This window comes from Thalassospira sp. MIT1004, from assembly GCF_001858545.1.
Lineage (GTDB): Bacteria > Pseudomonadota > Alphaproteobacteria > Rhodospirillales > Thalassospiraceae > Thalassospira > Thalassospira xiamenensis.
Window position 1 is genome coordinate 306,136 of the sequence record NZ_MCAO01000042.1, and the last position, 26,867, is coordinate 333,002.

A 26,867-nucleotide genomic window follows, 5' to 3' on the forward strand; every position below is an offset into this window, starting at 1 on the left:
TTAGTCATCAAGCTGCAGCACGGGGACATTTGGATCTTCCTCGCTAAGCGCGCTGCCACGGCCCGAAAGTGACGGGTTGGTCATGAAATACTGGTGAGAGGAGAAAGCATTTTCATCGGCTTCGCACCGCTCGTAAGTCCCGTCGGGCTGCAGGTACCAAGCCTGCGCCGTATCTTTCAGATTTGCAATCATGATCTGTTCGACAATCTGGCGCTGGCAGGTGGGGTTTTCCACCGGGACCAGTGTTTCGACACGACGGTTAAGGTTGCGCGGCATCCAGTCGGCAGATGAAATAAACGCCTTGGCCTTGCGCGACGGCAGTTTTGCGCCGTTTGCAAAGACGACAATGCGCGAATGTTCAAGGAAACGACCGACGATGGATTTGACCCGAATATTTTCCGATAACCCCGGCACACCCGGCCGCAAACAGCAGATTCCGCGCACGACCAGTTCGATATGAACCCCGGCCTGGCTGGCGCGATAAAGCGCGTCAATCACCACCGGATCAACAAGGCTGTTCATCTTGGCCCAGATGCCCGCCGGTTTGCCCGCCTGACAGTTTTCGATCTCCTGATCGATATGGGCAAGCAGGGTCGGGCGAAGCGTATGCGGCGCGATGGCAATCTTTTCAAGCGACCGCGGGGTCGCATAACCGGTCATGAAATTAAAGATGCTGGCCGCGTCACGACCCAATGCCGGATCGCACGAGAAGAACGAAATATCGGTATAGAATTTCGCGGTGATCGGGTGATAGTTGCCGGTCCCGAAATGGACATAGGTCCGAAGCCCGTGGCTTTCGCGCCTGACCACCAGTGACACCTTGGCATGCGTTTTCCAGTCAAGGAAGCCATAGACCACCTGACAACCGGCACGTTCAAGATCGGCCGCCCAGCGCAGGTTGGCTTCCTCGTCAAAGCGGGCCTTGAGCTCCACCATCGCCGTTACCGATTTGCCCGCTTCGGCAGCCGCAATCAGGGCCTTGACGATCGGGCTGTTTTCCGATGTGCGATAAAGGGTCTGCTTGATGGTGACGACTTCGGGGTCACGCGCAGCCTGCAACAGGAACTGCACGACGACGTCGAAATCCTCGAACGGGTGGTGAACCACCAGATCCTTTTTGCTGATCGCGGCAAAGCAATCGCCGCCAAAGTCGCGCACCCGTTCAGGATAACGCGCGCCATAGGGCGGGAACAGTAGATCATGATGCAGATCGGAATCGATCAGCTGTTTGACATCGACAAGCCCGACAAGCCCGTCGACCTTGACGACTTCTTCGGGGGCGACAGAAAGTTCGTCGACCACGAAATCCAGAAGGTCTTCTGGCATCTCGGCATTGACTTTAAGTCGGATGATGCTGCCGCGGCGCCGACGCTTCAGGGCGGTCTTGAAAACGCGTACCAGATCTTCGGCTTCTTCTTCGATTTCAACGTCCGAGTCACGGATAACGCGAAACAGGCCGTGTTCGATCATGTCGAAACCGGGGAACAGCTTGTTAAGGTAAAGGACAATCGCCTGTTCCAGCGGCAGATACCGTTCGGTCCGGCCCGGCATGCGCAGGAAACGGCCGATTTTCGGCGGTACCGGGATCAGCCCGCGCATGTTGTGACCATCCGCCGGGTCAAACAGCTGCATGACGATCGCAAAGCCAAGGTTCGGAATGAACGGGAAGGGATGGGACGGATCAATCGCAAGCGGCGTTAAGGTCGGGAAGATTTCGCGCATGAAATAGCCGTCAAGCCATTTGCGGTCGGTCTGGGTCAAATCATCCGGTCTGATCACCGAAATCCCGTGCTTGTCCATCTCGCTGCTAAGCTGCTGCCAGATGCGCTGCTGATCCTGCATCAACTGGCTGGCATCATATGTGATGGCGCGCAGCTGCTCGGACGGGCTCATGCCATCCTGGCTGACCTTGGTCATGCCCGCACGCAGTTGCCCGACCAGGCCTGCAACGCGCACCATATAGAATTCGTCAAGGTTGCTGGCGGAAATCGACAGGAACCGCAAGCGTTCCAGCAACGGATGCCGTTTGTTCTGGGCCTCTTCAAGGACGCGGCCGTTAAAGGCCAGCCACGAAAGTTCGCGGTTTATAAAGCGCTTGTCCGAATCAAGTGTGATGGCGCTTGATTGAATAACGGCGGCGTGGGTCACGCTGTGCCTCCTGCGAAAGTGGGTTTGTGTCCTTGAAATAAAGCGACAGGTCCCGGTTGCGATTGGAGTATAGGATAACTGCTTGTCGGGGTGCAATTTTCTTAAATTTTTAAGTCAGTTTTCTTGGTGGCTTCACAGCGCCCGATGTGGCATGCAAAAGTCTGCTTTCCTTAAGATCACCGGATACCCGATTTTATGAAGACATTGCTTCTGCTCAGGCATGCAAAATCAAGCTGGACCGATCCGTCCCGATCCGATCACGACCGGGAACTGAACCGGCGCGGCGAAAAGGCGGCCCCGGTGATGGGGCGCTATTTGCATGAACAGGGGCTGGTGCCCGATCTGATCTGGTGTTCAACCGCCGAACGTGCGGTCCAGACATTAACCCTGCTGGGGCGCGATTTTGCCAGTGCATCCGACGTGATCTACAACGAAGACCTTTATATGGCGACCGAGGCCGTGCTGCTTGAAAGCCTTGGGCACACCCATGACGAGGCCCGCTGTGTAATGATGATCGGCCATAATCCGGGACTTGCCGATTTCGCCGCCCGGCTGTTTGGCGAGGGCGATGGCGAGGCATTGCTGGAAATGAACCGTAAATATCCGACCTGCGGTCTTTGCCAGTATGAATTTGATGTTGATCATTGGGCGGACGTTCGGTTTGAAGCCGGGCGCCTGATTCGCTTTGTCAAGGTCAAGGATTTGCAGGGGGGCGGTGCGCCGCCGACCTGAAATTCCGGCCCGCAATGCAGACCATTGCGACGGGCACTTGACGGCGGGGCTTTGGCAGCGTTTTATACCGCAGAATTTCAAGCGCCGCGTCGCGCAAACAGACAGATCACCCGATTTAAGCCCCCCGAATTGACCGGGGTGGCTGGTTTGCGGTGCTTTTTTGTTTGACAGCGCGGTGCAGCCATGCACCTTTGCGCCAAATTTGTGGCCCAAAATACCAAGCATACAAAGCAACCTGGAAAGACCATGCATCCTTATCGTTCACACAATTGTAATGCGTTGCGCGCCTCTGACGCCGATGCGGAAGTGCGCCTGTCCGGCTGGATCCACCGCAAGCGCGACCACGGCAACCTTTTGTTTGTCGATTTGCGCGACCATTACGGCATCACCCAGATCGTGATCGATATTTCAAGCCCGCTTTTCGCGGTTCTTGAAAAGTCGCGTGCCGAAAGTGTGATCACGGTGGACGGCAAGGTCGTCAAACGTACCGCCGAAACCGTCAACCCGAACCTGCCGACCGGCGAGATCGAGGTTTATGCCTCGAACATCGAAGTCCAGTCGTCGGCCGACGTTCTGCCGATGCCGGTCTTTGGCGATGCCGAATATGGCGAGGAAATCCGCCTGCGTCACCGTTACCTTGATCTGCGCCGCGAAAGTGTTCATTCGAACATCGTTCTGCGCTCGCGCGTGATTTCGGCAATGCGTCAGAAAATGACCGCACAGGGATTTTTGGAAATCCAGACCCCGATCCTGACGGCAAGCTCGCCGGAAGGTGCGCGTGACTTCCTGGTACCGTCGCGCATGCATCCGGGCAAGTTCTATGCCCTGCCGCAGGCTCCCCAGCAGTTCAAACAGCTTCTGATGGTTTCGGGCTTTGACCGTTACTTCCAGATCGCACCGTGCTTCCGCGATGAAGACGCCCGTGCCGACCGTTCGCCGGGGGAATTCTATCAGCTCGATTTCGAGATGGCCTTTGCCACCCAGGACGACGTGTTTGACGCGATCGAGCCGGTTCTTCATGACATCTTTGTCGAGTTCGGCGGTGGTCGTGACGTAACGCCGCTTCCGTTCCCGCGCATTCCGTTTGATGAATCGATGGCGAAATATGGCTCTGACAAGCCCGACCTTCGCAACCCGATCATCCTGTCTGACGTGACCGAAGCCTTCCGTGGTTCGAATTTCGGCATCTTTGCCTCGAACATCGAAAAGGGTTCGGTGGTTCGCGCCATTCCGGCACCGGGGGCCGCAGGCCGCCCGCGCAGCTTCTTTGACAAGCTCAATGCCTGGGCCCGCGAAGAAGGGGCGGCTGGTCTTGGTTACATCGTTTATGATGAAAACGGCGAAGCCAAAGGCCCGATTGCCAAGAACCTTGACGCCGAACGTATCGCAAAGATCAAGGAAGTTACCGGCGTTGCCAATGGCGATGCGGTCTTCTTTGCCTGTGACAGGGAACTGGCAGCCGCCAAATTTGCCGGCAAGTCGCGCGACAAGGTTTGCGATGAACTGGGTCTTCGTGAAGACGGCATGTTCAAATTCTGCTGGATCGTTGATTTCCCGATGTACGAGGAAGACGACGACGGCAAGATCGAATTCAGCCACAACCCGTTCTCGATGCCGCAAGGCGGTCTTGAGGCCCTTGAAAGCATGAACCCGCTTGATATCAAGGCGTGGCAGTATGACATCGTCTGTAACGGTATCGAACTGTCGTCCGGTGCCATTCGTAACCACCGCCCGGACATCATGTACAAGGCGTTCGAGATTGCCGGTTATGGCAAGGACGTCGTTGATGACCGCTTTGGCGGCATGATCAACGCGTTCAAATTCGGCGCCCCGCCGCACGGTGGTTCTGCCCCGGGTGTGGACCGTATTGTGATGCTTCTGGCTGACGAGCCGAACATTCGCGAAGTCATTGCCTTCCCGCTGAACCAGCAGGCGCAGGATCTGATGATGAATGCCCCGGCCGAGGTCGATGACCGCCAGCTTAAAGAACTGCATCTGCGGGTGCAGCTTCCGCCGAAAATCAAAAAAGACTGATTTCAGACTGCTGACAAAGTCCTCGCCAATTGCGGGGACTTTTGATTCAATGGGGCATGCTTAAAAAGAAAGAAGCCCATCAGGAAGAACTTGAGATGGTGACGCTGTCATCTCTGGTGCCTTCGGATCATTTGCTGCGCAATATCGACGCGGTGATCGATTTCAGTTTCATTCATGACCGGGTTGCACATTTGTATTGTGCCGACAACGGACGCCCGGCGCTTGATCCGGTGCTGTTGTTCAAGATGCTGTTTGTCGGCTATCTGTTTGGCATTCGCTCGGAACGGCAATTGCTGCGCGAGATCGAGGTCAATGTGGCCTATCGTTGGTTTTTGCAGCTTCGCCTGACCGACAAGGTGCCCGATGCCAGCACGATCAGTCAGAACCGGCGGCGACGGTTCAATGACAGCGACATCTGTCAGGAGATTTTCGACGAGATTGTCGAACAGGGTATCCGGGCGGGCCTTGTCGATGGCACAGTACTTTATAGCGACAGCACGCACCTCAAGGCCAATGCCAACAAGAACCGCTTCGACCGTCAGGTGGTCGAGAAGTCTCGTGCGGACTATCTTGCCGCCCTTGATGCCGATATTGCGCAGGACCGGGCTGATCATGGCAAGAAGCCGCTCAGGGAGAAAGCGCGTCAGTCTGTCTGTTGCCAAAGAAACAAAGATCAACCGTACCGATCCCGAGAGCGGCTATATGGTGCGCGATGGCAAGCCGAAGGGTTTTTTCTATCTTGATCACCGCACTGTCGACAGTGCCCATGCACTGATCACCGATATCCATGTCACGCCGGGCAATGTCCATGACAGTATGCCCTATCTGTCACGTCTGGACCGGCAGCGCGCCCGGTTCGGCTTCGATGTGCGGGCAGTGGGGCTGGATGCCGGTTACTTTACCGCCGGGATCGCCAAGGGTCTGGAAGACAGGGAAATTGAGGGCGTGATCGGCTATCGCCGTCCGACCCATCGCAAGGGATACCTGCGCAAGAAAGACTTTGAATATCTGCCTGGGATCGATGGCTATCGATGTCCGCAAGGGGAAATCCTCAATTACAGCACCACCAACAGATCCGGATACCGGGAATATAAAAGCAGCCCGAGGGTCTGCAAAAGCTGTCCGCTGCGCGATGCCTGTACGCAAAGCCGCAATCACACCAAGGTTGTGACACGCCATGTCTGGCAGGACAGCCTTGAAAAGATCACAGCCAACCGTCTCAGCCCCTGGGGCAAGCGGATTTATGAGCGACGCAAGGAAACGGTAGAGCGCAGTTTTGCCGATGCCAAGCAATTGCATGGGCACCGATACGCACGCCTGCGCGGGCTTGCCAAGGTGCGTGAGCAATGCCTTCTGGCGGCAACGGCCCAGAACATGAAGAAGATCGCCCTGATCCTGACGCGCAAGGGGGCGTTTTGTGACATGCTTTTATGGATTGTGAGCAATTGGGCCAGAAAACACGGGATTTTGCCTGCCTTTGCCGAATGATCTGGCAAACAGCAAGGCTTTCTCCTTAAAAAGACACTGCCCCATAAAAAAACGAACCCCGACAAAAATGATGGGGTTCGTCAGCAGTCTGGGGAACCAGCAGTGGCCCCCGTTCTTTTTTATCCGCAGTGTGGGGCGTTAGCTGCGCGGTTTGAGGTTTTCCGGGTCGTAAAGCGGCTTGTAGCCGATGCCGACGACTTCGACCGGGTAAATCTCGTCAAAATAGGAGACGGTCAGTTTGCGGCCTTCCTGGCAATAATCCCACGGCAGATAGGCCAAGGCGATGTTTTTGCCGATGCTGGGGCCGAATGCGATGGAGGTCGTATAGGAACGACGGCCCAGTTCATCAATCAGGGTTTTGCCGGTGTCCGGGTCCATGACCGGCAGATTGCCGACCGGGTAGCGGGCGACGCCATTGGCATCCACATTGTCGGTCATGACGAGGGTGCAGAGCATGGCGGGTTGATGGTCGCGTTCGCGATATTCGACATGCTTTGCCTTGCCACGGAAATCGGCCTCTTTGACCTTGGGACGGGCGAGGGCGGCTTCGATCAGGTTATATTGCGTGTGCAGATCGGCGTTTTGCAGGCGCAGTGATTTTTCCAGACGGCGCGAGTTGGCATAGGTTTCAACACCCACGGCCATCACGCCAATGCCGCGCAGCGCATCCCAGACAGCAAGACCGTCTTCGTAGCGCATATGAAGCTCCCACCCCTGTTCCCCGACATAGGAAATGCGGAATGCGGTGACGGTTTTACCCGCAATGCTGATCTGGCGGATGGCGGCAAACGGGAAGTTTTCGATATCGAGTTCTTCGGGGGCTGTGACAACCTTTTTGAGGTTTTCACGGGCGTTCGGGCCCCAGATACCAGTCGTGGTGAATTTTTCGGTGACGTCGGTGATGGTAACGTCCCAACCCTTATCCTGTGCCATGCGGCGCATATAGATCAGGTCACGCGGGCCGGCATCCGCCCCATTGACCAGACGGCAGCGATCAGCCATGCGGAAGACGGTAAAGTCGGCACGGACCATGCCCTCGTCATCGAGCATGTGGGTATAGATGCCCTTGCCGATATTGGCATCCCCGCCGATTTTGGCCGCACAGAGCCATTCCATGAGTTCGACATGATCCGGGCCTTCGATATCGGTCATGTGGAAGTGCGACAGGTTGATGATGCCGCAATCGTCACTCATGGCGAGCTGTTCGGCGTTGGAAACGCGCCAGAAATGGCGGGTATCCCATTCATTTTCGCGCACCGGAACGCGGTCGGCGTATTTTTCCAGCAGATGTTCGTTGGCGGCATAACCGTGCGCACGTTCCCAGCCGCCCAGTTCCATGAAATAGCCGCCAAGTTCGACTTCGCGTTCATAGAAGGGGGAGCGGCGAATGCCGCGGGCTTTTGAAAATGGCTCGCGCGGGTGGACGGGCGGGTTATAGATCTTTTTCGCGGTTTCCCAGCAGCGGTCGTAAATGTATTTCTCGTCAAGCTGGAATTCATTGAAGCGGGCGAAATCAATTGCATGGTGATCGACATGGGTGCGGCCATGGGTCATCCAGTCGGCAATCAGTTTGCCCATGCCCGGCCCGTCCTTGATCCAGATGCCGACCGCATACCAAAGGCCGCGCAGCTTCTGGCTTTCGCCCATCGAAGGGCCGCCATCAGCCGAGGTTTGCAGAAGACCGTTAAAGGAATGGCTTTCGTTAAAGCCAAGTTCGGTCAGGATCGGGGTCAGTTCCATGGCGCGTTCAAGCGGTTCGATGACGTCTTCGAGTTCAAGATCGCGCTGCGAGGGGGACAGGCGGGCCTGATCCTTTTCAAGGATTTCGCGCGGATGGACCAGACGCGGGTTTTCTTCGTAGTAATAGCCCCATTCGATCTGGCCGCCCTCGGTGCTTTTGGGATCGCCGGTATCGCGCATATAGGCGGAATTCCCCTGATCGCGCAAAAGCGGCATGCCGATTTCAACACCGGTTCCGGCAAATTCGTTATAGGGCCCGAAGAAGGTCAGCGGGTGGTCAACCGGCATCACCGGCAGGTCTTCGCCCGCCATTTCGGCAATCAGGCGGCCCCAAAGCCCGGCACAGACGACGACATAATCGGCATGGATCGTGCCGCGTTCGGTTTTGACACCCGTGATGCGGCCATTTTCGGTGATCAGTTCAAGGGCGGAGGTGTTGGCAAAAATCTTGAGCTTGTTGCTTGCCACACCCTGATCGATCAGCTTTCCGGCTACGGTTTGCGAACGCGGGATGACAAGGCCGGCATCCGGGTCCCACATGGCCCCCTGAATCTGGTCTTCTTCGAGAAGGGGGAATTTTTCCTTGGCCTCGGCAGCGGTAATGATTTTGACATTGGTGCCGAATGCCTTGCCGGAATCAACGCGGCGTTTGAGTTCGGCCATGCGGGCATCATCGCCGACGCGCGCAACTTCGATCCCGCCGATGCGGGCGTAATGGCCCATCTTTTCATAGAAGTCTATGGAATACATCGTTGTCCAGCAGGACAGCAGATCATGGCTTGTCGCAAAGCAGAAATCGGACGCATGCGCGGTCGAGCCGATATCGGTCGGGATGCCGGATTTGTCGATGCCGACAATATCGTCCCAGCCATTTTCGATCAGATGGTGCGATACCGATGCACCGACAATACCGCCGACGCCGACGATAACGACTTTTGCCCTGTTCGGAAATGCGGCCATTTCTCTCTTTCCTTCTTATTGCGATGGTTATCTGGTGTCGGCGGCGGCGGAATTTTGGCGGTATTAATTTTGGCGGTATTGCTGGGTGAAGAATTATTGAGTGAAGACTACGGTGCGGTTTTTATTGAGCATCACGCGACCTTCGAGGTGATATTTGACACCACGGGCCAGAACGCGGGCTTCGATATCGCGCCCGGTGGCGACGAAATCCTCGGCCGACATGGCGTGGCTGACGCGTTCGGTTTCCTGTTCGATGATCGGGCCTTCGTCGAGGTCCGGCGTGACATAGTGCGCGGTCGCCCCGATCAGTTTTACCCCGCGTTCATAAGCCTGATGATAGGGTTTGGCCCCCTTGAAGGACGGCAGGAACGAGTGGTGAATATTGATGATCATGCCATAAAACTGGCTTGAAAGATCGTTGGTCAGGACCTGCATATAGCGGGCAAGGACGACCAGTTCGGATTTGGTTTCCTTGATCAGATCGGCAAGTTTGGCTTCCTGTTCGATCTTGTTTTCCTTGTTCACCGGCCAGTAATGGAAGGGGATGCCTTCCTGATCGGAGATTTTGCGCGCATCTTCGTGGTTCGAGACGATGGCGGCGACTTCGGCATCAAGCCAGCCGACCTTGATCTGATAAAGCAGATGCAGCATCGCGTGATCGAATTTGGAGACCATGATGATGATCTTGGGACGGCGGGACAGATCATCGATCTTGAGCTTCATATTGAAGCGGTCAACCGCCGGGTTCAGCATCAGTTCGATTTCGGCCTTGCTGACATTTTCCGGTGTGCTGGTGGCGATGCGCAAAAAGAACTGGTTGGTCTGACGGTCCCAGAACTGGTTGGATTCAATGATATTGGCCCCGCGCGATGCCAGGGCAGAGGCGACGGTTGCGACAATGCCCGGCTGGTCGTCACAGGCGATACGCAGGGTATAGGAATGTTCGCTCACTGGAGTGCTCCGTTTCAAAGGGGTGTTTGGCGTGTCAGAGCTGACGCTTCAGTTCGGGAAGAATGTCGAACAGATCACCCACAATGCCATAATCCGCGACCTGAAAGATCGGTGCATCTTCGTCGGTATTGATTGCAACGATGATTTTGGAATCCTTCATGCCCGCAAGGTGCTGAATGGCACCCGAAATGCCACATGCGATGTAAAGATCGGGGGCGACCACCTTGCCGGTCTGGCCGACCTGCAAATCATTTGACGCATAACCGGCATCGACGGCGGCACGGGATGCACCGATGGCAGCGCCGAGTTTGTCGGCAACCGGTGTCATGACGTCCCTGAACTTTTCGGCGGAGCCAAGGGCACGGCCGCCCGATACGATGATCTTGGCGGAGCCAAGTTCCGGGCGATCATTTTTCGACAGGATATTTTCAAGGAAGGTCGAAAGACCGGTGCCGTCTGATCCGGCATCAATGGTTTTGACCGGGGCCGGGGCGTTATCGCCACTGGCGGCGGCGAAGCTTGTGGTGCGGATCGTGAGGACCTTTATCGCATCGGTCGTCTGCACGGTTTCAATCGCATTGCCGGCATAGATCGGGCGTTTGAAGGTATCGGGCGATACGACTTCGATCACGTCGGAAACCTGCATGACATCAAGAAGGGCGGCAACGCGGGGCAATACGTTTTTGCCCGTGGTGGTGGCTGGCGCGAGGATGGTGTCGTAATCGCCTGAAAGATTGACAATCAGGGCGGCGGTCGGTTCGGCAAGACGCTGTTCAAGCGCGTCGCCTTCGGCAAGCAGAACCTTGCGAATGCCCGAAAGTTTTGCCGCCGCATCGGCCGACGAATTCGCATTTTTTCCGGCGATCAGAATGTCGATATCGCCACCGATCAGGGATGCGGCACTTAATGCCTTGGCGGTCTGATCGGATAGGGATTGATTGTCGTGTTCTGCAAAAAGAAGAATGGCCATTTTTATCTCCGCCCGGTTCAGATGACGCCAGCTTCGGCTTTGAGCTTTTCGATCAGATCGGTCACACCGGCGACCCTGATCCCGGCGGTGCGACCGGCGGGTTCTTCGACCCGGATCAGGCGAAGGCGCGGGGCAACCGTGACGCCAAAATCATCGGGCGTTTTGGTTTCCAGCGGCTTTTTCTTGGCCTTCATGATGTTGGGAAGCGACGCATAGCGCGGTTCGTTCAGGCGAAGATCGGCAGTCACAATGGCGGGCAGGGTGACTTCGATCGCCTGAAGGCCGCCATCGACTTCGCGGGTGACCTTGGCGGTGGCATCGCCAAGGTCAAGTTCGGAGGCAAAGGTTGCCTGCGACCAGCCGAGCAGGGCGGAAAGCATTTGCCCGGTCTGATTGGCGTCATCGTCAATCGCCTGTTTGCCAAGAATGACGAGGTCTGGATTTTCGACCGCAACCACGCCTTTGAGCAGTTTTGCGACAGATAGCGGCTCAACCGGTCCGTCGACCGTGATCAGGATGGCGCGATCCGCCCCCATGGCAAGGGCCGTGCGCAGGGTTTCCTGCGCCTGTGCCGGGCCGATGGAAACGGCGACGACTTCGTTCGCCTTGCCGGATTCTTTCAGGCGCACGGCTTCTTCGATGGCAATTTCGTCAAACGGGTTCATCGACATTTTGACATTGGCAAGATCGACACCAGTGCCGTCTGCCTTGACGCGGATTTTGACGTTGTAATCAACAACCCGCTTTACAGGTACGAGAACCTTCATCTTCGTCCTTCCTGATAAAATCGCGGTTTGGGGATTTCATCCTTTCGCCGCGAAATCGCATTATTGGTATTGTTGAAAAATAGCTTGGCGAATTTTTGCGCCGGAAAATAGAATGTTTGCGTCAAAGCGGGATTATCGCTACGACAGATACAGCAACCTTGTCTGCATCGGAGGGTCTAGGGCCATGTATTCCGGATCTCAAAGCGTCAAAGCGGGGCGTCCTGCGAATGCGTCTGGTGTGGGCAAGTCGAACCACGAAAAGCCGCGGCTTTCGGTCGGGTTCATTCTGGCGAAGCGGTTTACGCTGTGTGCCTTTGCCAATTTTGTCGATGTGCTCAGACTGGCGGCTGATGAAGGGGATCGCAGCCGACCGATCCTGTGTAACTGGACGGTGGTGTCCGACACCATGGACCCGGTGCCGTCAAGCAGCGGTATTATCGTTCAGCCCAAGGAACGGCTGGGCGACCCAAGGCGGTTCAATTATATCGTCGTGGTCGGCGGGCTTATGGAAGAAACGCCCAATCTGGGGGCGGCCTATCACAAGTTTTTGCACGAGGCGGCGGAGGCCGGTATTCCGCTTGTCGGGATATGCACGGGGGCGTTCCTGTTGCACCGGGCGGGGTTGCTTGACGGGTATCGGTGTTGTGTCAGCTGGTTCCATCATTCCGATTTCATCGAACAGTTCGAGGGACTTGATCCGGTTGCCGATCAGATTTTTGTCGTTGACCGGGATCGGCTGACCTGTTCGGGCGGGGTCAGTTCGGCCCACCTTGCAGCCTATCTGGTGGACAAGCATGTCGGGCGGGCACAGGCCAGCAAAAGCCTGCATATCATGATCATTGATGATGCGTTGCAGGCGGAAAAGCCGCAGCCGGGTATTCCGCTTGACCTCAAGACGCAGGACCCGATTGTGCAGCGGGCGTTGCTGATCATGCAGCAGAATATCGACACCCCGATTTCGGTGCAGGAAATTGCGCGCCGGATGGGCAACAGCAAGCGCCAGATCGAACGGCATTTCAGGCTTTCGCTTGATACATCGCCGCAGGTGGCGTTCCTCAATATCCGGCTTGATATGGCCCATTACCTGATGGCGAAAAGTCAGAAGTCGGTGGCACAGGTTGCGGTGGATTGCGGATTTTGTGATTCTTCGCATCTAAGCCGGATGTTCCGGCGGCGCTATGGCTGCACGCCACAGGAATTGCGCCGCCCGGTATCCGATCAAGTATCTGATGCGGTGCCGGTTCTGGAAGAGGCGTAACTTTCGCCTTCATTTCGAAGTTAACATGAAAACGCCGCCCGGAAGATCAGCCTTCCGGACGGCGTTTTTCAGTGATCAAAGACCGTGATCAGCGCGGTTCGCTGGCAAGTCCGCGCCAGATGGCAACGCACATCACAAGCAGAACAATCGTAAACGGCAATCCTGTTGAAATCACCATGGATTGCAATGATTTCAGACCACCCGCCGATAGCAGCAGGACGATTGCGACCAGACCTTCGAACACACACCAGAAGACGCGTTGCGGCATTGGTGCATCGACCTTGCCACCGGCTGCAATCGTATCAATGACCAGCGACCCGGAATCCGAGGAGGTGACAAAGAAAACAATCACAAGCACGATCCCGATGAAGGACGTGATCGATGCCAGCGGCAGTGCATCAAGCATGGTGAAGAGCTGCACCGGAAGGTCGGCTTCCTGAACGGCGGTATAGCCGTCACGAACGACCTGACTGATGGCGGAGCCGCCAAAGATCGACATCCACAGAACGCAGACCAGCGACGGGATCAGCAGAACGCTGATGATGAATTCACGCACGGTACGGCCACGGCTGACACGGGCGATGAACATGCCGACAAACGGTGACCAGGAAATCCACCATGCCCAGTAGAACGAGGTCCAGCCCTGCATGAAGTTGACATCGTCACGACCGACCGGGCTTGAAAGAGCCGGAAGGTATTGAAGATATGCCCCAAGGAAGTCAAAGACATCGGTCACCAGAAGCAGGGTTGGTCCCGCGACAAGCACGAACAGGAACAGCAGGAAGGCGATCCCCATATTGATTTCAGACAGCAGCTTCACCCCGGCTTCGAGACCGCGAACGACCGAGAACAGGGCGATGGAAGTGATGCCGACAATCAGGATCACCTGCCATGTGGTATCGATGGGCATTCCGAACAGCTTGTTAAAGCCGGAATTTGCCTGAACCGCACCAAGACCAAGCGAGGTGGCAAGACCGAAAAGTGTCGCAAAAACAGCAAGAATATCAATGATATGCCCCGGCCATCCCCAGACGCGTTCACCGAAGATCGGATAGAAGGCGGAACGGATGGTCAGCGGCAGACCCTTGTTATAGCTAAACAGCGCAAGGCTGAGTGCGACGATGGCATAGATCGCCCAAGGGTGAAGGGCCCAATGGAAAATCGATGCCGCCATGCCCAGACGAACGGCTTCGTCCTGTGTGGCGGCTGCACCCAGCGGGGCCCAGTCGGTGCGAATGCCATCGGCACCCACGGCAGTCCCGCCCAGAGAAGACGAGAAGTGGCTTAGCGGTTCCGAGACACCATAGAACATAAGCCCGATCCCCATGCCGGCCGCAAACAGCATGGAGAACCAGCTTAGATAGCTGAAATCAGGTGTTGCGTCCTTTCCGCCAAGCCGGACTTTGCCATAGGGGCTGACGACGACGACAAGGCAGAGAATTACGAAAATGTCGGCGGCACCGATGAAGAACCAGTCGAAGCCTTTGGTGACTTCTGAAAACAACAGGCTGAAAACCGAATTTGCCTGTTCTGGCATCAACAGTGTGTAGGCAACGAACGCGATGACGGTCAGGGCGGAGACGGCAAAGACGGGGTTATGGATATCGAACCCGATGGGGCCCAGTTTGCCTTCGATATTGTCCTGACCAATATTGTAGTCTGTATCAATCTGGCCTTCTGGTGGCGTTTCTTCCGCCGATGTTTTTACGTCACTCATGAAGCTTCTCCTGTTATGAACCTGCGAAAAAATTCCGTCAGGAGAGATCCTTTGATTGGACCCTTCTTGTGATTTGGATAAAAGGATGCCGCGCACGCCAATAGGCGAGCTCATTTATGCTGTTGGTAACGTGCGGGGCGTAAGGCAGAGGTCTGGAGTTCTAGAGTTCGACCTCGATGTCCGACAAAGGTGTCGAACAACAAATCAGGACTTTGCCCTGATCTATTTCGCGCTGGCGGATGCCGCCACCGTGTTGCATATCGACTTCACCGGAAATCAGTTTTGACTTGCATGTACCGCAGATGCCGCGCTGGCAGGAGGACATCGGCAATATCCCCGCCTCGCGTGCCGCCGAAAGAACGGTCATGCCCGGACCACATTCGACAACGTGGCCGGTTTTGGTGAAGCTCACCCGGAAGGTCTGGCCGCTGATTTCCGGGGCCGCGACAGGCTCTTCAAATGTTCCGGCTGTTTCCGCGCCGAAGTCGAAGCTTTCCTCGTAATATTTCTCCATGTCGAAACCGGCATCGCGCAACATGTTGCCAACACCTTCCATGAAGGGGGCTGGACCGCAACAGAACACCTTGCGGTCCTTGAAATCGGGCAGCATCAACGACAGCATCTGAATGTTGAAGCGGCCGGTATAGCCGGTCCAACTGTGATGGGCGGCGGCGGTGCTGCAGGTGAAGGCAATTCGGAGGCCCGGGTTCTGGGTGGCAAGAAGCGACAGTTCCTTGTGGAAAATGATGTCGGCCGGGGTTCGTGCCGCGTGGATGAAATACAGATCGGACGGTTCGGACAGATCGCAGGCCGTGCGGGTCATCGACATCATCGGGGTGATGCCGCTGCCTGCCGAAATGAACAGGAGCTTTTCCTCGCCAGTTGCATCGGTGGTGAATTCACCGAACGGGCCGGAAACATTCACTTCCTTGCCGGGCATCATATAGTCATGCAGCCAGTTCGAACCGGGACCGCCGGGCACACGTTTGACCGTGATCTCGATCCGGTAGGGGCGGGCGGCTGACCCCGAAATCGTGTAACTGCGCGTGACCATGCCTTCGACGGGCAGTTCAAACGTCATGTATTGGCCCGGATAGAAGCGGAATGCGCGGGGTTCGCGGGCTGAAAAGACGAATGTTTTTACATCATGGGTTTCCTGCCGCACCTGCCGACAGACCAGAACGTCATCATTTTCCGGGTCCCAAAGCGGGATGCGGGTGGCCTCGGTAAAGTTTTCATCGTCCCCGGACGGGGCGGCTTGCCCGGGTGCCGGTGGATTGGTCTGGGTCATCATTTGGTGGCCGCCCCGGATTTGTCTTTGGCCAGATGTTGATTCATCCGGGCGATATACCAGTCACAGAATGCTTCGACATGCGGCTCGGTAAAGCGTGAATAGGGGCCGGGCTCGTAGGATGGCTGTTCACTGCCAAGCTGGGCAATACGGACAAGATCGGCGTCCTGCTGGTTGGTCATTTTCCAGACCTGGGTCAGGTTATCGAGATTGTAATCTTCGCCTTCGATGGCGTCCTTATGGACAAGCCATGTGGTGCGCACCAGCGTGCGGTCGGCTGATAGCGGCAGGACCGAGAAGGTGACGATATGGTCGCTCATGAAATGGTGCCAGGAATTCGGATGCGTCCAGAAGCTGAGCCCGCCCAGCTTTGGATCGGTGAATTTGCCCAGCAGCTTTTTCGAGGCGACCTTGGTATCGAGCGTCTGTGATTCACCTTCCCACATCAGGGGCAGGCGCATGGTGCGGAAGCCGGTGACATCGGAAAGGTGATCTTCTTCTGCGGATGGCAGGCCGCAGGATTCCCAGCGTTTATGATCGCTTTCAATCGCGTTGGTGTATTTCTTGACGTCTTCGGACCGGCGTTCGTCCATCTCATCAGGGGAGAAACCAAAACCGAATTCGGAAAGCGGCACGGTCAATTGCGGATGGTTGGCTTCGCAGTGATAGCATTCGCGGTTGTTTTCCATCGTCAGCTTCCAGTTGCCTTCCTCGATCAGGTCAGAGGTGAAGGCAACCTTGCAATTGGCGATGTCGTGCGGGGCGATATAGGGCGTCATCACGCTGGCCATATCGTCGATGTCTTTGGGGGCTTCATCGGCAAGGCAGATGAAAATCAGTCCGGCGATGGAACGGATATGGACAGCCTTTAGCCCGTGACAGCTTTTATCAAAGCCAGCCCCCATATGTTCGGCCAGGATCAGATCGCCGTCTTCGTTATAGGTCCAGCCGTGATAGCGGCACACGATATTGCCGATTGTCGTGGCCCGTTCGTCGATCAGCTTTGCCCCACGGTGGCGACATACATTGTGAAACGCGCGGATTTCCATATCGTCGCCGCGCAAAAGCAGGATCGATGCGCGGCCTACCTCGACCGTGATGCAGTCACCCGGTTCGGGCAGTTCCGGCTCGACCGCGACGAAAATCCAGTGCCGGTTGAAAATGACCTCTATATCCAGATCAAGGATTTCCGGGGCATTGTAAAATGGCGCTTCAAGGCTTTTGCCTTTCTCGCGGCGCGACACGAGTTCTTGTATGTCAGAAGAAAAACGCATGATCGGTACCTCAACTTATGAGGGTGTCACGGGAGAAGGACTTTGTCGGTCCTTGCGGAATGAGTGAATGATGGACCTGTCTTGGGTGCAAGGAAACAGGAAGCAGTGATTTTCCGTCTTCGGACGACATCATTGGCCGGTTTCAGGTGTTTGTCACGGCAACGAACAGACAAGGCAAAAGCACATGGAAATGCTTCCCGGTGGCGCAGTTCGGCCCTTGCCCGGTTGGTCACAACAGGGGGGCAGATACTTGAAAAACAAGCGCCCGCAAACGGGATGCCTGTCTTGTATGCGGCGCGTGCTGTCAATTGCACCCAAAGTCTCCCTCTTTTCATGCGGCAGGTAACCTGCTCTTCATTCGCCCTTGATGAACAATAGGCGATTAAAAAGATTTGAAAATCTATTGCGAATTGGACGGCAGGTGGCAGGAACCTTGAGGCAATCACACAGTAAAATTGCGACGCAAGAGTGTAACATTGGGTGTCAGATCGCCATGATCGGTTGTTATCCGTTGAAAACAGGGCGTTTTGGTTTCGCCGGTCGTATCAGGGACAGGAATGATTCCTTATGGAATATGGCGTCCTGGGCGGGGTTTTGTGACGGGTGTTCCGTTAGAGGGCGGGAACATCAAAATCGTACCGACGTTTTAAAATCGCCCACATCTGTCTGGGCCTGATTTTTCTGCCAGCAATGACATTTCGTGAAAACAGGTTAGACTGTTGCGCAATCTGGATTTTCTGATCAAAGAAGATCGGCCGATCAACAATCTTTCCAGTCCCTGGTCCTGACCCTGACAACCACAAAACCCGGAAGCCACCATATCATGTCTCATTCTTCCAAAGGCGCCATTTATATGGCTGCTGCCGCCAATCTTTTGATCGCTGTTGCCAAGTTTGGCGGGGCGGCGGTTACCGGGTCTGCCGCGATGATGTCAGAAGGGATCCATTCGCTGGTTGATACCGGAAATCAGGGATTGCTTCTGCTTGGCATCCGGTTGTCGAACAAGCAGCCCGACAAGCAGCATCCGCTTGGTTATGGCAAGGAAACCTATTTCTGGTCGTTTCTGGTGGCGGTGATGATTTTTGGCCTTGGGGCGGGGGTTTCGATCTGGGAAGGGGTGGACAAGATCATTCATCCCCATGCGCTTGATATTCATATGGTTGCCAGCATCGGCGGGTTCGATGTCATGACCTATCATGTCGTGCTGTCGATCCTTGTGGTTGCCATGCTGCTGGAAGGGTTGGCGTTCCGGACAGCCTACCGGGCCTTTGTCACGCAACATCCCGATACGCCAGTTTTGAAGGCCATTCACGATACCAAAGATCCGACCGTGATCGTCATCCTGTTTGAAGACAGTGCGGCCATGCTTGGCCTGATCGTTGCCTTTTTCGGGATATCGGCGGCATATGTTCTTGATATGCCGCTTCTGGACGGGATTGCATCGGTTGCGATTGGCGTCATTCTGGCGGTTACGGCGTTCTTCCTTGCGGTGGAATGCAAGGGATTGCTGATCGGTGAAAGTGCTACGGCCGAAACCCGGTCAAAGATCACTGCAATGGTGAATGCCATTCCCGGGATCAAGCGCGCCAATGAAATCATTACACTGCATCAAGGTCCGCAAAGCCTTATGGTGTGCATCAGTGTCGATTTTCAGGACAATATCAGTTCGAACCAGATAGAGGCGACCGTTTCCCAGGTCGAAGCCGATATCCGATCCACCATTCCCGGTGTCGCGAAGGTGTTTATCGAAGCGCAAAACTGGCGGTCGCATCAGGAGCTTCTTGCTCAGTGATCTGGCGCAGTGATTGGGCGCAATGATCGGGTGCAACGATCCCGCCATTCAGCCGATCATCTGTGCAGACGCAGATTGACCGGCCCTGTTGCAAATAGTATGAGGAATTCAAACAAATCATAACGTTTGAGGGCAGGGTGGTCGTGTCACAATCGGAACTTAAATCTTCCGCCGCATGGATTGCCGTGGATTGGGGAACATCCAACGTTAGGGCATGGGCGATGGATGATCGTGCCAATATCCTTGATCAGGTCTCAAGCCCGCTTGGCATGAATGCGATTGCGGCGGATGCGGCACTTGGGTTTGAGGGCGTTCTGATCAATCTGATTGGTCGGTGGTTGCCGTCCGGGGTATCTGATCGGATGCGGGTTGTGATTTGCGGCATGGCCGGGGCAAAGCAGGGGTGGCTTGAAGCGCCGTATTGTTCGGTGCCGGTGCGCCCGGATGAATTGGCATCCGGCGCGGTACGCCCGGTCCTTTCCGATCAAAGGATTGATGTTGCGATCCTGCCGGGGCTTAAGCAGGTCGATGATCCCGATGTGATGCGGGGCGAGGAAACCCAGCTTGTCGGGTTTATGGCCTCGCAGCCGGGATTTGATGGTTGGGTCTGTTTGCCGGGCACCCATTCGAAATGGGCGCGGGTTTCGGGCGGAGCGATCCTTGGATTTAAAACCTATATGAGTGGCGAGGTTTTTGCCCTGCTTTCCGGGCAATCGATCCTGCGCCATTCAATGGATGATCGATGGGATGATACCACTTTCGAGGCCGCGATACGCGATGCATCCGATGCACCGACCGGTTTCCTGCATAAGCTGTTTACGGTGCGTGCAAGCGGGCTGGTCGGCAATGCGAATGCCGCAAATGTTGCGGGTGCTGCGGTTCTTTCCGGGGCTGTGATCGGTTCGGAAATTGCCGATGTCGTTGGCGCGCTGGACGGAAATGCGCAGATTGCCCTGATCGGGGATGGCAAGCTTGCCGGTTTGTATCGCAAGGCGCTGGCGGTGCATGGTTTTGATGCGCATGCCGTTGATGGACAGGCGATCACGATTGCCGGTCTTGCGGCCGCGCATCAGGTCATCCGCAACGCATAACAGTATTTTGGTTTTTTAAGGTTTCGCAGGTGTAACATGGCATATCCGACTTCGGTAAATTCACAGATCACGGACGCGGTGGAAACGGTTTCCCATCGCAAGCTGATTGCCATCCTGCGCGGGGTGAAACCCGATGAGGCGGCCGGGATGGCACGCGCGCTTGTGGATGCCGGGATCACCATGATCGAGGTGCCGCTCAATTCCCCCGAACCGCTTAAAAGCATTGCGGCGATGAAGGATGAAGTTGGCGCGGCGGCATTGATCGGGGCGGGGACGGTTTTGACAGCTGAAGACGTCGAACGGGTCAGGTCGGCCAAGGGTGAATTCATCGTATCGCCCAATTGCGATATCGAGGTGATCGCCAGAACCAAGGAATTGGGCCTTGGATCGTGGCCCGGTGTTCTGACACCGAGCGAATGTTTTGCCGCGATCAGGGCCGGTGCAAGCGGGCTTAAAATCTTTCCGGCCAGCATCATCGGTGCGGAGGGCATCAAGGCAATGCGTGCCGTATTGCCAAAAGACATGCCGGTCTATGCGGTTGGCGGGGTCGGGCCGGATGATTTTGTGACCTATGCCAAGGCCGGGTGTGACGGGTTTGGGCTTGGATCGGGTATTTATAAACCGGGCATGACGGCGGATGATGTTTCAAAAGCCGCCAAAGCCTATGTCGCGGCGCATGATGCGGTGTTTGGCGATTAAGACCTTCCGGAGTGTGGAAGGCTGTTTGACCGGGGCGTCATTGCCGGGCTAAATTCCTGCCATTGCAAGAATTCCAAAATGGGAGGATCCATTGGATCTGGGAATCAAGGGCCGCAAGGCGATTGTCTGTGCGTCATCAAAGGGACTTGGGCGTGGTTGTGCGATCAAGCTGGCGGAAGCCGGTGTTGATCTGACGCTGAATGCGCGTTCCGAAGGGCCGTTGAATGAAACCGCGGACTATATCCGCGATACATATGGGGTGAAAGTCACCACGGTTGCGTGTGACATCACCACCGAAGAGGGGCGCAACAAGGTTCTGGCGGCCGAAGGCATGCCCGATATTCTGGTCAATAATGCCGGTGGCCCGCCGCCCGGTATCTGGTCCGATTGGGGACAGAAGGAATGGGAGGCGGCGGTTCAGTCCAACATGCTGACGCCGATCCTGTTGGCGACGGCGGTTTTGCCGGGCATGATTTCGCGCAAATGGGGCCGGATCGTCAATATTACATCGGGTTCGGTCAAATCGCCGATCCCGCATCTGGGGCTTTCGAATGCCGCACGCGCAGGCCTTACCGGTTTTGTTGCCGGAACCGCACGCCAGGTGGCCAAGGATGGCGTGATCATGAACAACCTGTTGCCAGGTCAACATGATACGGATCGCATCAATGCATTGATGACCAATCGGGCGAAGAACGAGGATATCAGCCTTGACGAGGCACGTGCCAAAACGCAGGCGGGTCTGCCGACCGGGCGTTTTGGCGATCCGATTGATTTCGGGGCGACCTGTGCCTTCATGTGCAGTGAACACGCAAAGTTTATGGTTGGTCAAAACATTCTGCTTGATGGTGGTGCCTTCAACTCGACCATGGGCTGATATGTCGTCTTTCGCTACAGGGCGGTCTGCAAATGCCCGGCGCAAAGGGTGGTGCTAGCATGGCGTCATTCACCTTTGTCTATGTGTTGCGCGAGCGGGATATGCCCCGCCCGCGCACCTATGTTGGCTGGTCAACCGATGTCGAGGCCCGGCTAGCGACGCATAACAGCGGCAAGGGAGCCAAGACGACACGCGGGCGGCAATGGGAGCTTGTTTATGTCGAACGGTTCCGCACCTTTGGCGAGGCGATGAGCCGCGAATGGCATTTAAAGCGTGACCGGAAATTGCGCAAAATGCTGGCAGGGGGCGTGTGATAAACAAATCAGGGCTTGAATATTTGCGCGCAGTCGCAGATATCTGGGCCAACAGTTTCAAACCATCAGGACGACATCATGCCGGTACAACGCAAAAATCCGCTGAAGCTCAATAACCTGCAGCTGCGCACGCTTGTGCTGGCGCAGATTATCGCCAAGGACCCGAATTCGGGATCGATTGACGAAGCCACGGGTGATGCGACCCTTTTGCGTATTCCGCATGCGCATGGGGATCATGTTCATGTCGGGAAATTCGTGGTTGCCGCGCGCGACGCCAGCGGGTTTGCCAATCCGGCGGTCTGGGTTGCTTTGGCCCGCAAGGGACTGGCGCGCGAAGGTTATCCGGCCAGCATCGTCCTGACCCGCGAGGGCATGGAATATGATACCGGCCTTTCTGAGAATTTTGTCGAAGAATCAGATCATTGATCTGTCAATCCAGACCAGCAAAAGCCCCGATCCGTCGGGGTTTTTTTATTCCAGAATGAACTGCCCGTTTTTGATTTTTACGAAATAGGCATCGCGTTTGCCGTCACCGAATTGGTCAAACATCAATTCCTGATGCAGGCCCTGTTGCGGTGGCAGGGTCACAAGCGCATCCGAAAGCGGTTGATCGGGTGCCCGGGTCTCAAGGGCTGCGACCAAAACGGTCATCGCATCATAGGCCAGGACACTGGTATAGCCGGGCTGTTCGTTGAACTTATTCCGGTAATCGGCGACAAATTTCTGATAGTGCGGGTTGGTGGCGTAACGATCATAGGTTTGCAGCAGTTCCATGCCTTCGACGGCATCCCCGCCGAAGGTGATCAATTGTTCCGTTCCGGCCCATTCGGCGGTCGAAAGCGGGATGTCACGATCAATTTTGCGGATTTCCTTTGCCAGTTCGGCGCTATCGACACCATTGGCAATAAAGATGATCGCATCGGGACTATCGGCGCGTAATTGCCGTGCGACATCCTGTTTGGTGGTATCGGCGGTGTTGAACCAGACTTTCGAGACAACCCGCCCGCCAAGCTTGTCAAAGGTCAGCAGGAATTCACGATACCAGCTTTCGGTGAAAGCTTCGTTTTCACCGTCCAGTGCAAGCGAGATGCGCATGCGCCCCTTGTCGATATTGCGTCTGGCATAGGCATCGGCATTTTCACGCGTTGTCGAATTCATCCGGAAAAAGTTATCGCGAAGACCGGTGAATTCCGCAGCCGAGGCGGTGGGCGATATGGCCACGATATCAAGTTCGTTGATCACCGGCAGCATCGCCATGCCGATCGAGCTGATGATCGGGCCGATGATCGCGGTGACGCCAAGTTCCTTGAATTCGCGGACTGCGGCCTGTGCGGTTTCCGGATTTTTCTGATCATCGCGGGCAATGATTTCAAGCGACCGCCCATGAATGCCGCCTTTTTCGTTGACCTGCTGGGCGGCAAGTTCCATCGCGTGAAGGGCCGCGATCCCGGTGTCGGCACCGTCACCGGAAATACCGGCGATGAAACCGATTTTGATCGGGCCGCTGTCATCGCAGCCAAACAGCATCATGGCCGCGGCGGCGATGGTGCAAAAACGGACGGAAAATCGGATGGGAAATCGGGTGCCATTTGCCGGTTTCGAAGCGTGTTTTTGTTGCTTTTTCATGTTGTGCCGAACCGGTTAAAAAGGTGTTTTCTGTTTTGTCGTCCGAGATTTCGATATGGCGCGCGCGGATCGCGACTTCAAGCTTCGCGAAAGCGGGACATTGACCTTATCCGAAATCCCGGCGGGCCTGCATCACCCGGCCGATTGTTGTCAGGACGCATAACGCGCCAAAAATAGCCGCGATATGATTAAACCATTGCGGGAAAACGCATATCAGCACAAGGACAAAGATGGTTTCGCTGCCCTCTGTAATGCCGGTCAGGTAATAGAAGCTTTTTTTGCCCTGTTTTTCATGGTTGCGCCCGGTTTTGGCCGCGATGATCGCATAGGCCAGAAAACTTGATCCTGTGCCGACAAAGCAGAAAATCAGGAATGCCGCCATCAGGGCATGTTCGGGCCGTCCGATGGCAAAGGCCAGAATGATACCCGAATAAAACAGGAAATCGGCGACAATATCGTAATAACCGCCAAGGTCGCTTTCCTGCGACTTTGATCCGGCATGGCGGGATCGTGGCTGGGTATGGCGGGCAACGGCGCCGTCCAGACCATCCATGATGCGGCTGAGCAAAATCAGGCCAAGGGCGATGTGATCAAGCCGGAAGGCAAGTGCGGCGGCGGCCAGGAGACCAAAGACAAAACCAAGGCCAGTCACCATGTTGGGCGTAATGCCGCTTCCCGATAGGCGGCGGGCGACGGCATTGAGCGGCTTGTCGATCAGCGGGCGCAGACGGGCATCAAACATTCTGGTTTCCGGTTAAATCATTGCAGACACATCATAATCCTATCACGGTCTGTTGGGAAATCATGCACGCGTGATGATACCGGTTTGAAATTGTCCGATTGACGGGGCGTTGAAAACGGGATTGGCTGTTGTCTGTATGGCAATTCAATTTTATCGGGGCGCTCCATATGTCCGTTTCGAACGTTATCCCGACTTCTTCCTTTGCGGTAGACGGTATCCGCAAGGATGTCCGCGATATCGGGGCGTCGCTGATCCGCGAAGTCGCCCATCTGGGAATGGGGCGGGGAAATATCGTGCCGCTGTGGTTTGGCGAACCCGATCAGCCGACCCCGGAATTCATTCGCAAGGCGGCGATTGCGGCCCTTGAAGCCGGTGACACGTTCTATCAACCCAATCGGGGTATTACGCCGCTTCGCGATGCGCTGGCGGTTTATGGCAATCGTCTTTATGGCACGGCACTGGATCGTGAAAACATCACCGTGACGGTATCGGGGTTAAATGCCCTGATGATTGCGATGCAGTCGATCCTGAAAGCGGGCGACAGGATGGTGACCACAGCCCCGATCTGGCCCAACATTGTTGCCATGCCAAAGGTCCTCGGCGCGCAGGTGACAACGGTTCCGTTGCACGCCGGGATTGATGGCTGGCAGCTTGATATCGATGAATTCATTGCCGCCTGTGCGCCCGATACGCGCGCCATTCTGATCAATTCGCCGAATAATCCGACCGGCTGGGTCATGCCCGCGGAGGACCAGAAAAAGCTGGTCGAATTTGCCACCGAACGGGGTATCTGGCTGATTGCGGATGAGGTTTATGCGCGCCTGATCTATGACGGATCGGACGTGGCACCGTCATTTGTGCCCTATGTCAGTGACGATACGCGGATCATGGTGATCAACAGTTTTTCCAAAAGCTGGGCGATGACGGGCTGGCGGCTGGGCTGGATCACTGCACCCAAGGGTGTCGGCGGGGAGCTTGAAAAACTGATGGAATTTAGCGTGTCCTGCCCGGCGGGGTTCATTCAGCAGGCGGGCATTGTGGCGCTTGAGCAGGGCGAGGAATTTGTCGCGAGTTCGCGCGCCAGATATAGCCGTGCACGCGCGGCAATCATCGAACGGTTGCGCGACATGAACCGCATCCACCTGCCCGAAGCAGACGGCGCGTTTTATGCGTTTTTCCGGGTTGATGGGGTTGAGGATACGCTTTCCTTTGCCAAGGAGCTATTGCTGTCCGAGGGCATCGGCCTTGCGCCCGGCGAGGCATTCGGGCCAGAGGGAGCGGGCCATATCCGTGCCTGTTACGCGGTATCGGAAGACCGCATTCACAAGGCGATGGACGGACTGGCGCGGTTTTTGGCGCGTTAGGTTTGATCTTGGCCGAGCGACATATGGCCGATGGAATAGATCGTCGCGTTGCCGATTGTTTCCGGGGCAGGCAGATCAAACCACAGGCGAAAATCAACGCGTGTCCAGCATGTCGGATCAAAACCGGTGACAATACCGGCGAGATTGTTTTGCACGGGGGGCGTCGATTTTCCGATGGTAGTGCGAAGTGATTCAGGATTGGTGCCGGGCGCGATTGCTGACGTCATGCGGCTGGCGAAGCGGGCATTTTTGAAACCTGCCGCCAGATCGCAATCCCAGACGATCCAAGTTTTGGCCGATGGGCGGCCAAAGGATTGGGTAAGACCGGTGAAACCGGGGCCGCAGAGAAAGTTGCTGATGCCCTGTGGATCGTTCCAGACGTAGAACGGTGCATACAGGTTTTCCTGATTGCCTGTGGCGGTATCTGATTTTTGTGTCGAAAGGTAGGCTTTGAATTTCAGACGCGCGAAACCGTCCAGCATCGGGCCTTTTTCAGCGATGCGGCGATCAATGATGGTCATGTCGTAATCGGCAGGCAGGGTGAAGCTGTATTGCATGGCGATCATGATGCGTACTCCTTGACGGTAACCGGATCAAACCAGTGGACGGATGCGCCGTCCGCGATTGCCTGAATGCTGAGATAGCTGAAAGTCATGTCATCGGTGGCACCGTGCCAGTGGCGTTCATGAGCAGCGAACCAGATGCTGTCGCCGGGGTGAAGATCGACGATTTCGCCGCCCTCAACACAGGCGCGCCCCTTTCCCGAGAGGACATAAAGCAGTTGTCCGCGCGGATGGCTGTGCCAGTGGGTGATGACACCGGGGCCGACAATTGCGCGCATGGCTGTATTTTCGCCGTCAACGGAGCTTTGCAAAAGGGGCTCTACCTTAAACGGGCCGGTCGAAATGCCGTCTGGCGCAGTGACGATATCGGTGTTGGCGCGACGAATTGTCATATGTTCGGGCACGCGATGGTGCTGTCCGCCCAGCGGATTTTCTTTGGGCATTTTTGACCTCCGTTCCGTTCGGGATTTCA

General features: G+C 55.9%; 23 protein-coding genes. 11 read left to right on the top strand and 12 right to left on the bottom strand.

Annotated elements, in window-relative coordinates; genetic code table 11:
• Complete coding sequence (locus BC440_RS15535) at positions 1 to 2,148, bottom strand: RNA degradosome polyphosphate kinase (RefSeq protein WP_071240459.1); 2,148 nt, start codon at positions 2,146 to 2,148, stop codon at positions 1 to 3.
• A gap of 195 nt (positions 2,149 to 2,343) precedes the next feature.
• Here BC440_RS15535 and BC440_RS15540 point away from each other — a divergent pair, with 195 nt between their 5' ends.
• The 3 genes from BC440_RS15540 to BC440_RS15550 all read left to right on the top strand — a co-directional run bounded on the left by BC440_RS15540 (position 2,344) and on the right by BC440_RS15550 (position 6,402).
• Complete coding sequence (locus BC440_RS15540; protein ID WP_071240460.1) at positions 2,344 to 2,880, top strand: histidine phosphatase family protein; 537 nt, start codon at positions 2,344 to 2,346, stop codon at positions 2,878 to 2,880.
• A gap of 246 nt (positions 2,881 to 3,126) precedes the next feature.
• Positions 3,127 to 4,914 (top strand): aspartate--tRNA ligase, encoded by a 1,788-nt coding sequence (aspS, locus tag BC440_RS15545; RefSeq protein WP_071240461.1) that lies wholly within the window; start codon positions 3,127 to 3,129, stop codon positions 4,912 to 4,914.
• A 56-nt stretch (positions 4,915 to 4,970) separates the two neighbouring features.
• A protein-coding gene (locus BC440_RS15550) for an IS1182 family transposase (protein WP_247643585.1) occupies positions 4,971 to 6,402 on the top strand; the annotation gives its coding sequence in 2 pieces (ribosomal slippage) (positions 4,971 to 5,566 and positions 5,565 to 6,402; 1,434 coding nt in all).
• Positions 6,403 to 6,540: 138 nt separating this feature from the next.
• On the opposite strand, the gene BC440_RS15555 is transcribed toward BC440_RS15550, so the two are convergent.
• From BC440_RS15555 to BC440_RS15570, 4 genes are all read right to left on the bottom strand, one after another.
• Positions 6,541 to 9,102: an FAD-dependent oxidoreductase gene (locus tag BC440_RS15555; RefSeq protein ID WP_071240462.1), complete on the bottom strand. Its 2,562-nt coding sequence runs from the start codon at positions 9,100 to 9,102 to the stop codon at positions 6,541 to 6,543.
• Between the two features lie 93 nt (positions 9,103 to 9,195).
• Complete coding sequence (gene purU, locus BC440_RS15560; RefSeq protein WP_071240463.1) at positions 9,196 to 10,053, bottom strand: formyltetrahydrofolate deformylase; 858 nt, start codon at positions 10,051 to 10,053, stop codon at positions 9,196 to 9,198.
• A gap of 34 nt (positions 10,054 to 10,087) precedes the next feature.
• Positions 10,088 to 11,023, bottom strand: coding sequence for an FAD-binding protein (locus BC440_RS15565; RefSeq protein WP_071240464.1), 936 nt, complete (start codon positions 11,021 to 11,023; stop codon positions 10,088 to 10,090).
• A 17-nt stretch (positions 11,024 to 11,040) separates the two neighbouring features.
• Positions 11,041 to 11,790 (bottom strand): electron transfer flavoprotein subunit beta/FixA family protein, encoded by a 750-nt coding sequence (locus BC440_RS15570; protein WP_071240465.1) that lies wholly within the window; start codon positions 11,788 to 11,790, stop codon positions 11,041 to 11,043.
• Positions 11,791 to 11,974: 184 nt separating this feature from the next.
• On the opposite strand from BC440_RS15570, the gene BC440_RS15575 reads away from it, so the two are divergent.
• The gene (locus BC440_RS15575; RefSeq protein WP_210766362.1) at positions 11,975 to 13,048 is read left to right on the top strand and encodes a GlxA family transcriptional regulator; all 1,074 of its coding nucleotides are present in this window, start codon (positions 11,975 to 11,977) and stop codon (positions 13,046 to 13,048) included.
• An 88-nt stretch (positions 13,049 to 13,136) separates the two neighbouring features.
• On the opposite strand, the gene BC440_RS15580 is transcribed toward BC440_RS15575, so the two are convergent.
• The 3 genes from BC440_RS15580 to BC440_RS15590 all read right to left on the bottom strand — a co-directional run bounded on the left by BC440_RS15580 (position 13,137) and on the right by BC440_RS15590 (position 17,330).
• A complete protein-coding gene (locus BC440_RS15580; protein ID WP_071240466.1) occupies positions 13,137 to 14,765 on the bottom strand; it encodes a BCCT family transporter in 1,629 nt (542 codons plus the stop codon).
• A gap of 160 nt (positions 14,766 to 14,925) precedes the next feature.
• Positions 14,926 to 16,059 (bottom strand): hybrid-cluster NAD(P)-dependent oxidoreductase, encoded by a 1,134-nt coding sequence (locus BC440_RS15585; protein ID WP_175484499.1) that lies wholly within the window; start codon positions 16,057 to 16,059, stop codon positions 14,926 to 14,928.
• Positions 16,056 to 17,330: an aromatic ring-hydroxylating dioxygenase subunit alpha gene (locus BC440_RS15590; RefSeq protein ID WP_071240467.1), complete on the bottom strand. Its 1,275-nt coding sequence runs from the start codon at positions 17,328 to 17,330 to the stop codon at positions 16,056 to 16,058. Before BC440_RS15590 ends, BC440_RS15585 begins: the two co-directional genes overlap by 4 nt.
• Before the next feature lie 823 nt (positions 17,331 to 18,153).
• On the opposite strand from BC440_RS15590, the gene BC440_RS15595 reads away from it, so the two are divergent.
• The 6 genes from BC440_RS15595 to BC440_RS15620 all read left to right on the top strand — a co-directional run bounded on the left by BC440_RS15595 (position 18,154) and on the right by BC440_RS15620 (position 22,526).
• The gene (locus BC440_RS15595) at positions 18,154 to 19,122 is read left to right on the top strand and encodes a cation diffusion facilitator family transporter (RefSeq protein WP_063092669.1); all 969 of its coding nucleotides are present in this window, start codon (positions 18,154 to 18,156) and stop codon (positions 19,120 to 19,122) included.
• A gap of 143 nt (positions 19,123 to 19,265) precedes the next feature.
• Complete coding sequence (locus BC440_RS15600; RefSeq protein ID WP_071240552.1) at positions 19,266 to 20,213, top strand: 2-dehydro-3-deoxygalactonokinase; 948 nt, start codon at positions 19,266 to 19,268, stop codon at positions 20,211 to 20,213.
• 36 nt (positions 20,214 to 20,249) lie between these two features.
• Positions 20,250 to 20,912 (top strand): 2-dehydro-3-deoxy-6-phosphogalactonate aldolase, encoded by a 663-nt coding sequence (locus BC440_RS15605; RefSeq protein WP_071240468.1) that lies wholly within the window; start codon positions 20,250 to 20,252, stop codon positions 20,910 to 20,912.
• Between the two features lie 91 nt (positions 20,913 to 21,003).
• Positions 21,004 to 21,786, top strand: a complete 783-nt coding sequence (locus tag BC440_RS15610) for an SDR family oxidoreductase (RefSeq protein WP_071240469.1) — start codon at positions 21,004 to 21,006, stop codon at positions 21,784 to 21,786.
• A 59-nt stretch (positions 21,787 to 21,845) separates the two neighbouring features.
• Positions 21,846 to 22,100: a GIY-YIG nuclease family protein gene (locus tag BC440_RS15615; protein ID WP_037989785.1), complete on the top strand. Its 255-nt coding sequence runs from the start codon at positions 21,846 to 21,848 to the stop codon at positions 22,098 to 22,100.
• Between the two features lie 78 nt (positions 22,101 to 22,178).
• A complete protein-coding gene (locus BC440_RS15620; RefSeq protein ID WP_037989728.1) occupies positions 22,179 to 22,526 on the top strand; it encodes a hypothetical protein in 348 nt (115 codons plus the stop codon).
• A gap of 45 nt (positions 22,527 to 22,571) precedes the next feature.
• Here BC440_RS15620 and BC440_RS15625 read toward each other — a convergent pair whose 3' ends face one another.
• Together BC440_RS15625 and BC440_RS15630 are read right to left on the bottom strand one after the other, a co-directional pair.
• Entirely contained in the window at positions 22,572 to 23,726 is a 1,155-nt protein-coding gene (locus tag BC440_RS15625; RefSeq protein ID WP_071240470.1) for an ABC transporter substrate-binding protein, read from the bottom strand.
• Between the two features lie 106 nt (positions 23,727 to 23,832).
• Entirely contained in the window at positions 23,833 to 24,468 is a 636-nt protein-coding gene (locus BC440_RS15630) for a CDP-alcohol phosphatidyltransferase family protein (RefSeq protein WP_071240471.1), read from the bottom strand.
• Positions 24,469 to 24,635: 167 nt separating this feature from the next.
• On the opposite strand from BC440_RS15630, the gene BC440_RS15635 reads away from it, so the two are divergent.
• Entirely contained in the window at positions 24,636 to 25,832 is a 1,197-nt protein-coding gene (locus BC440_RS15635) for a pyridoxal phosphate-dependent aminotransferase (protein WP_071240472.1), read from the top strand.
• On the opposite strand, the gene BC440_RS15640 is transcribed toward BC440_RS15635, so the two are convergent.
• Positions 25,829 to 26,398 (bottom strand): DUF4865 family protein, encoded by a 570-nt coding sequence (locus BC440_RS15640; RefSeq protein WP_071240473.1) that lies wholly within the window; start codon positions 26,396 to 26,398, stop codon positions 25,829 to 25,831. The genes BC440_RS15635 and BC440_RS15640 overlap by 4 nt on opposite strands.
• Complete coding sequence (locus BC440_RS15645) at positions 26,395 to 26,838, bottom strand: cupin domain-containing protein (RefSeq protein ID WP_071240474.1); 444 nt, start codon at positions 26,836 to 26,838, stop codon at positions 26,395 to 26,397. The genes BC440_RS15640 and BC440_RS15645 overlap by 4 nt, the downstream gene beginning before the upstream one ends.
• Positions 26,839 to 26,867 lie beyond the last annotated feature (29 nt).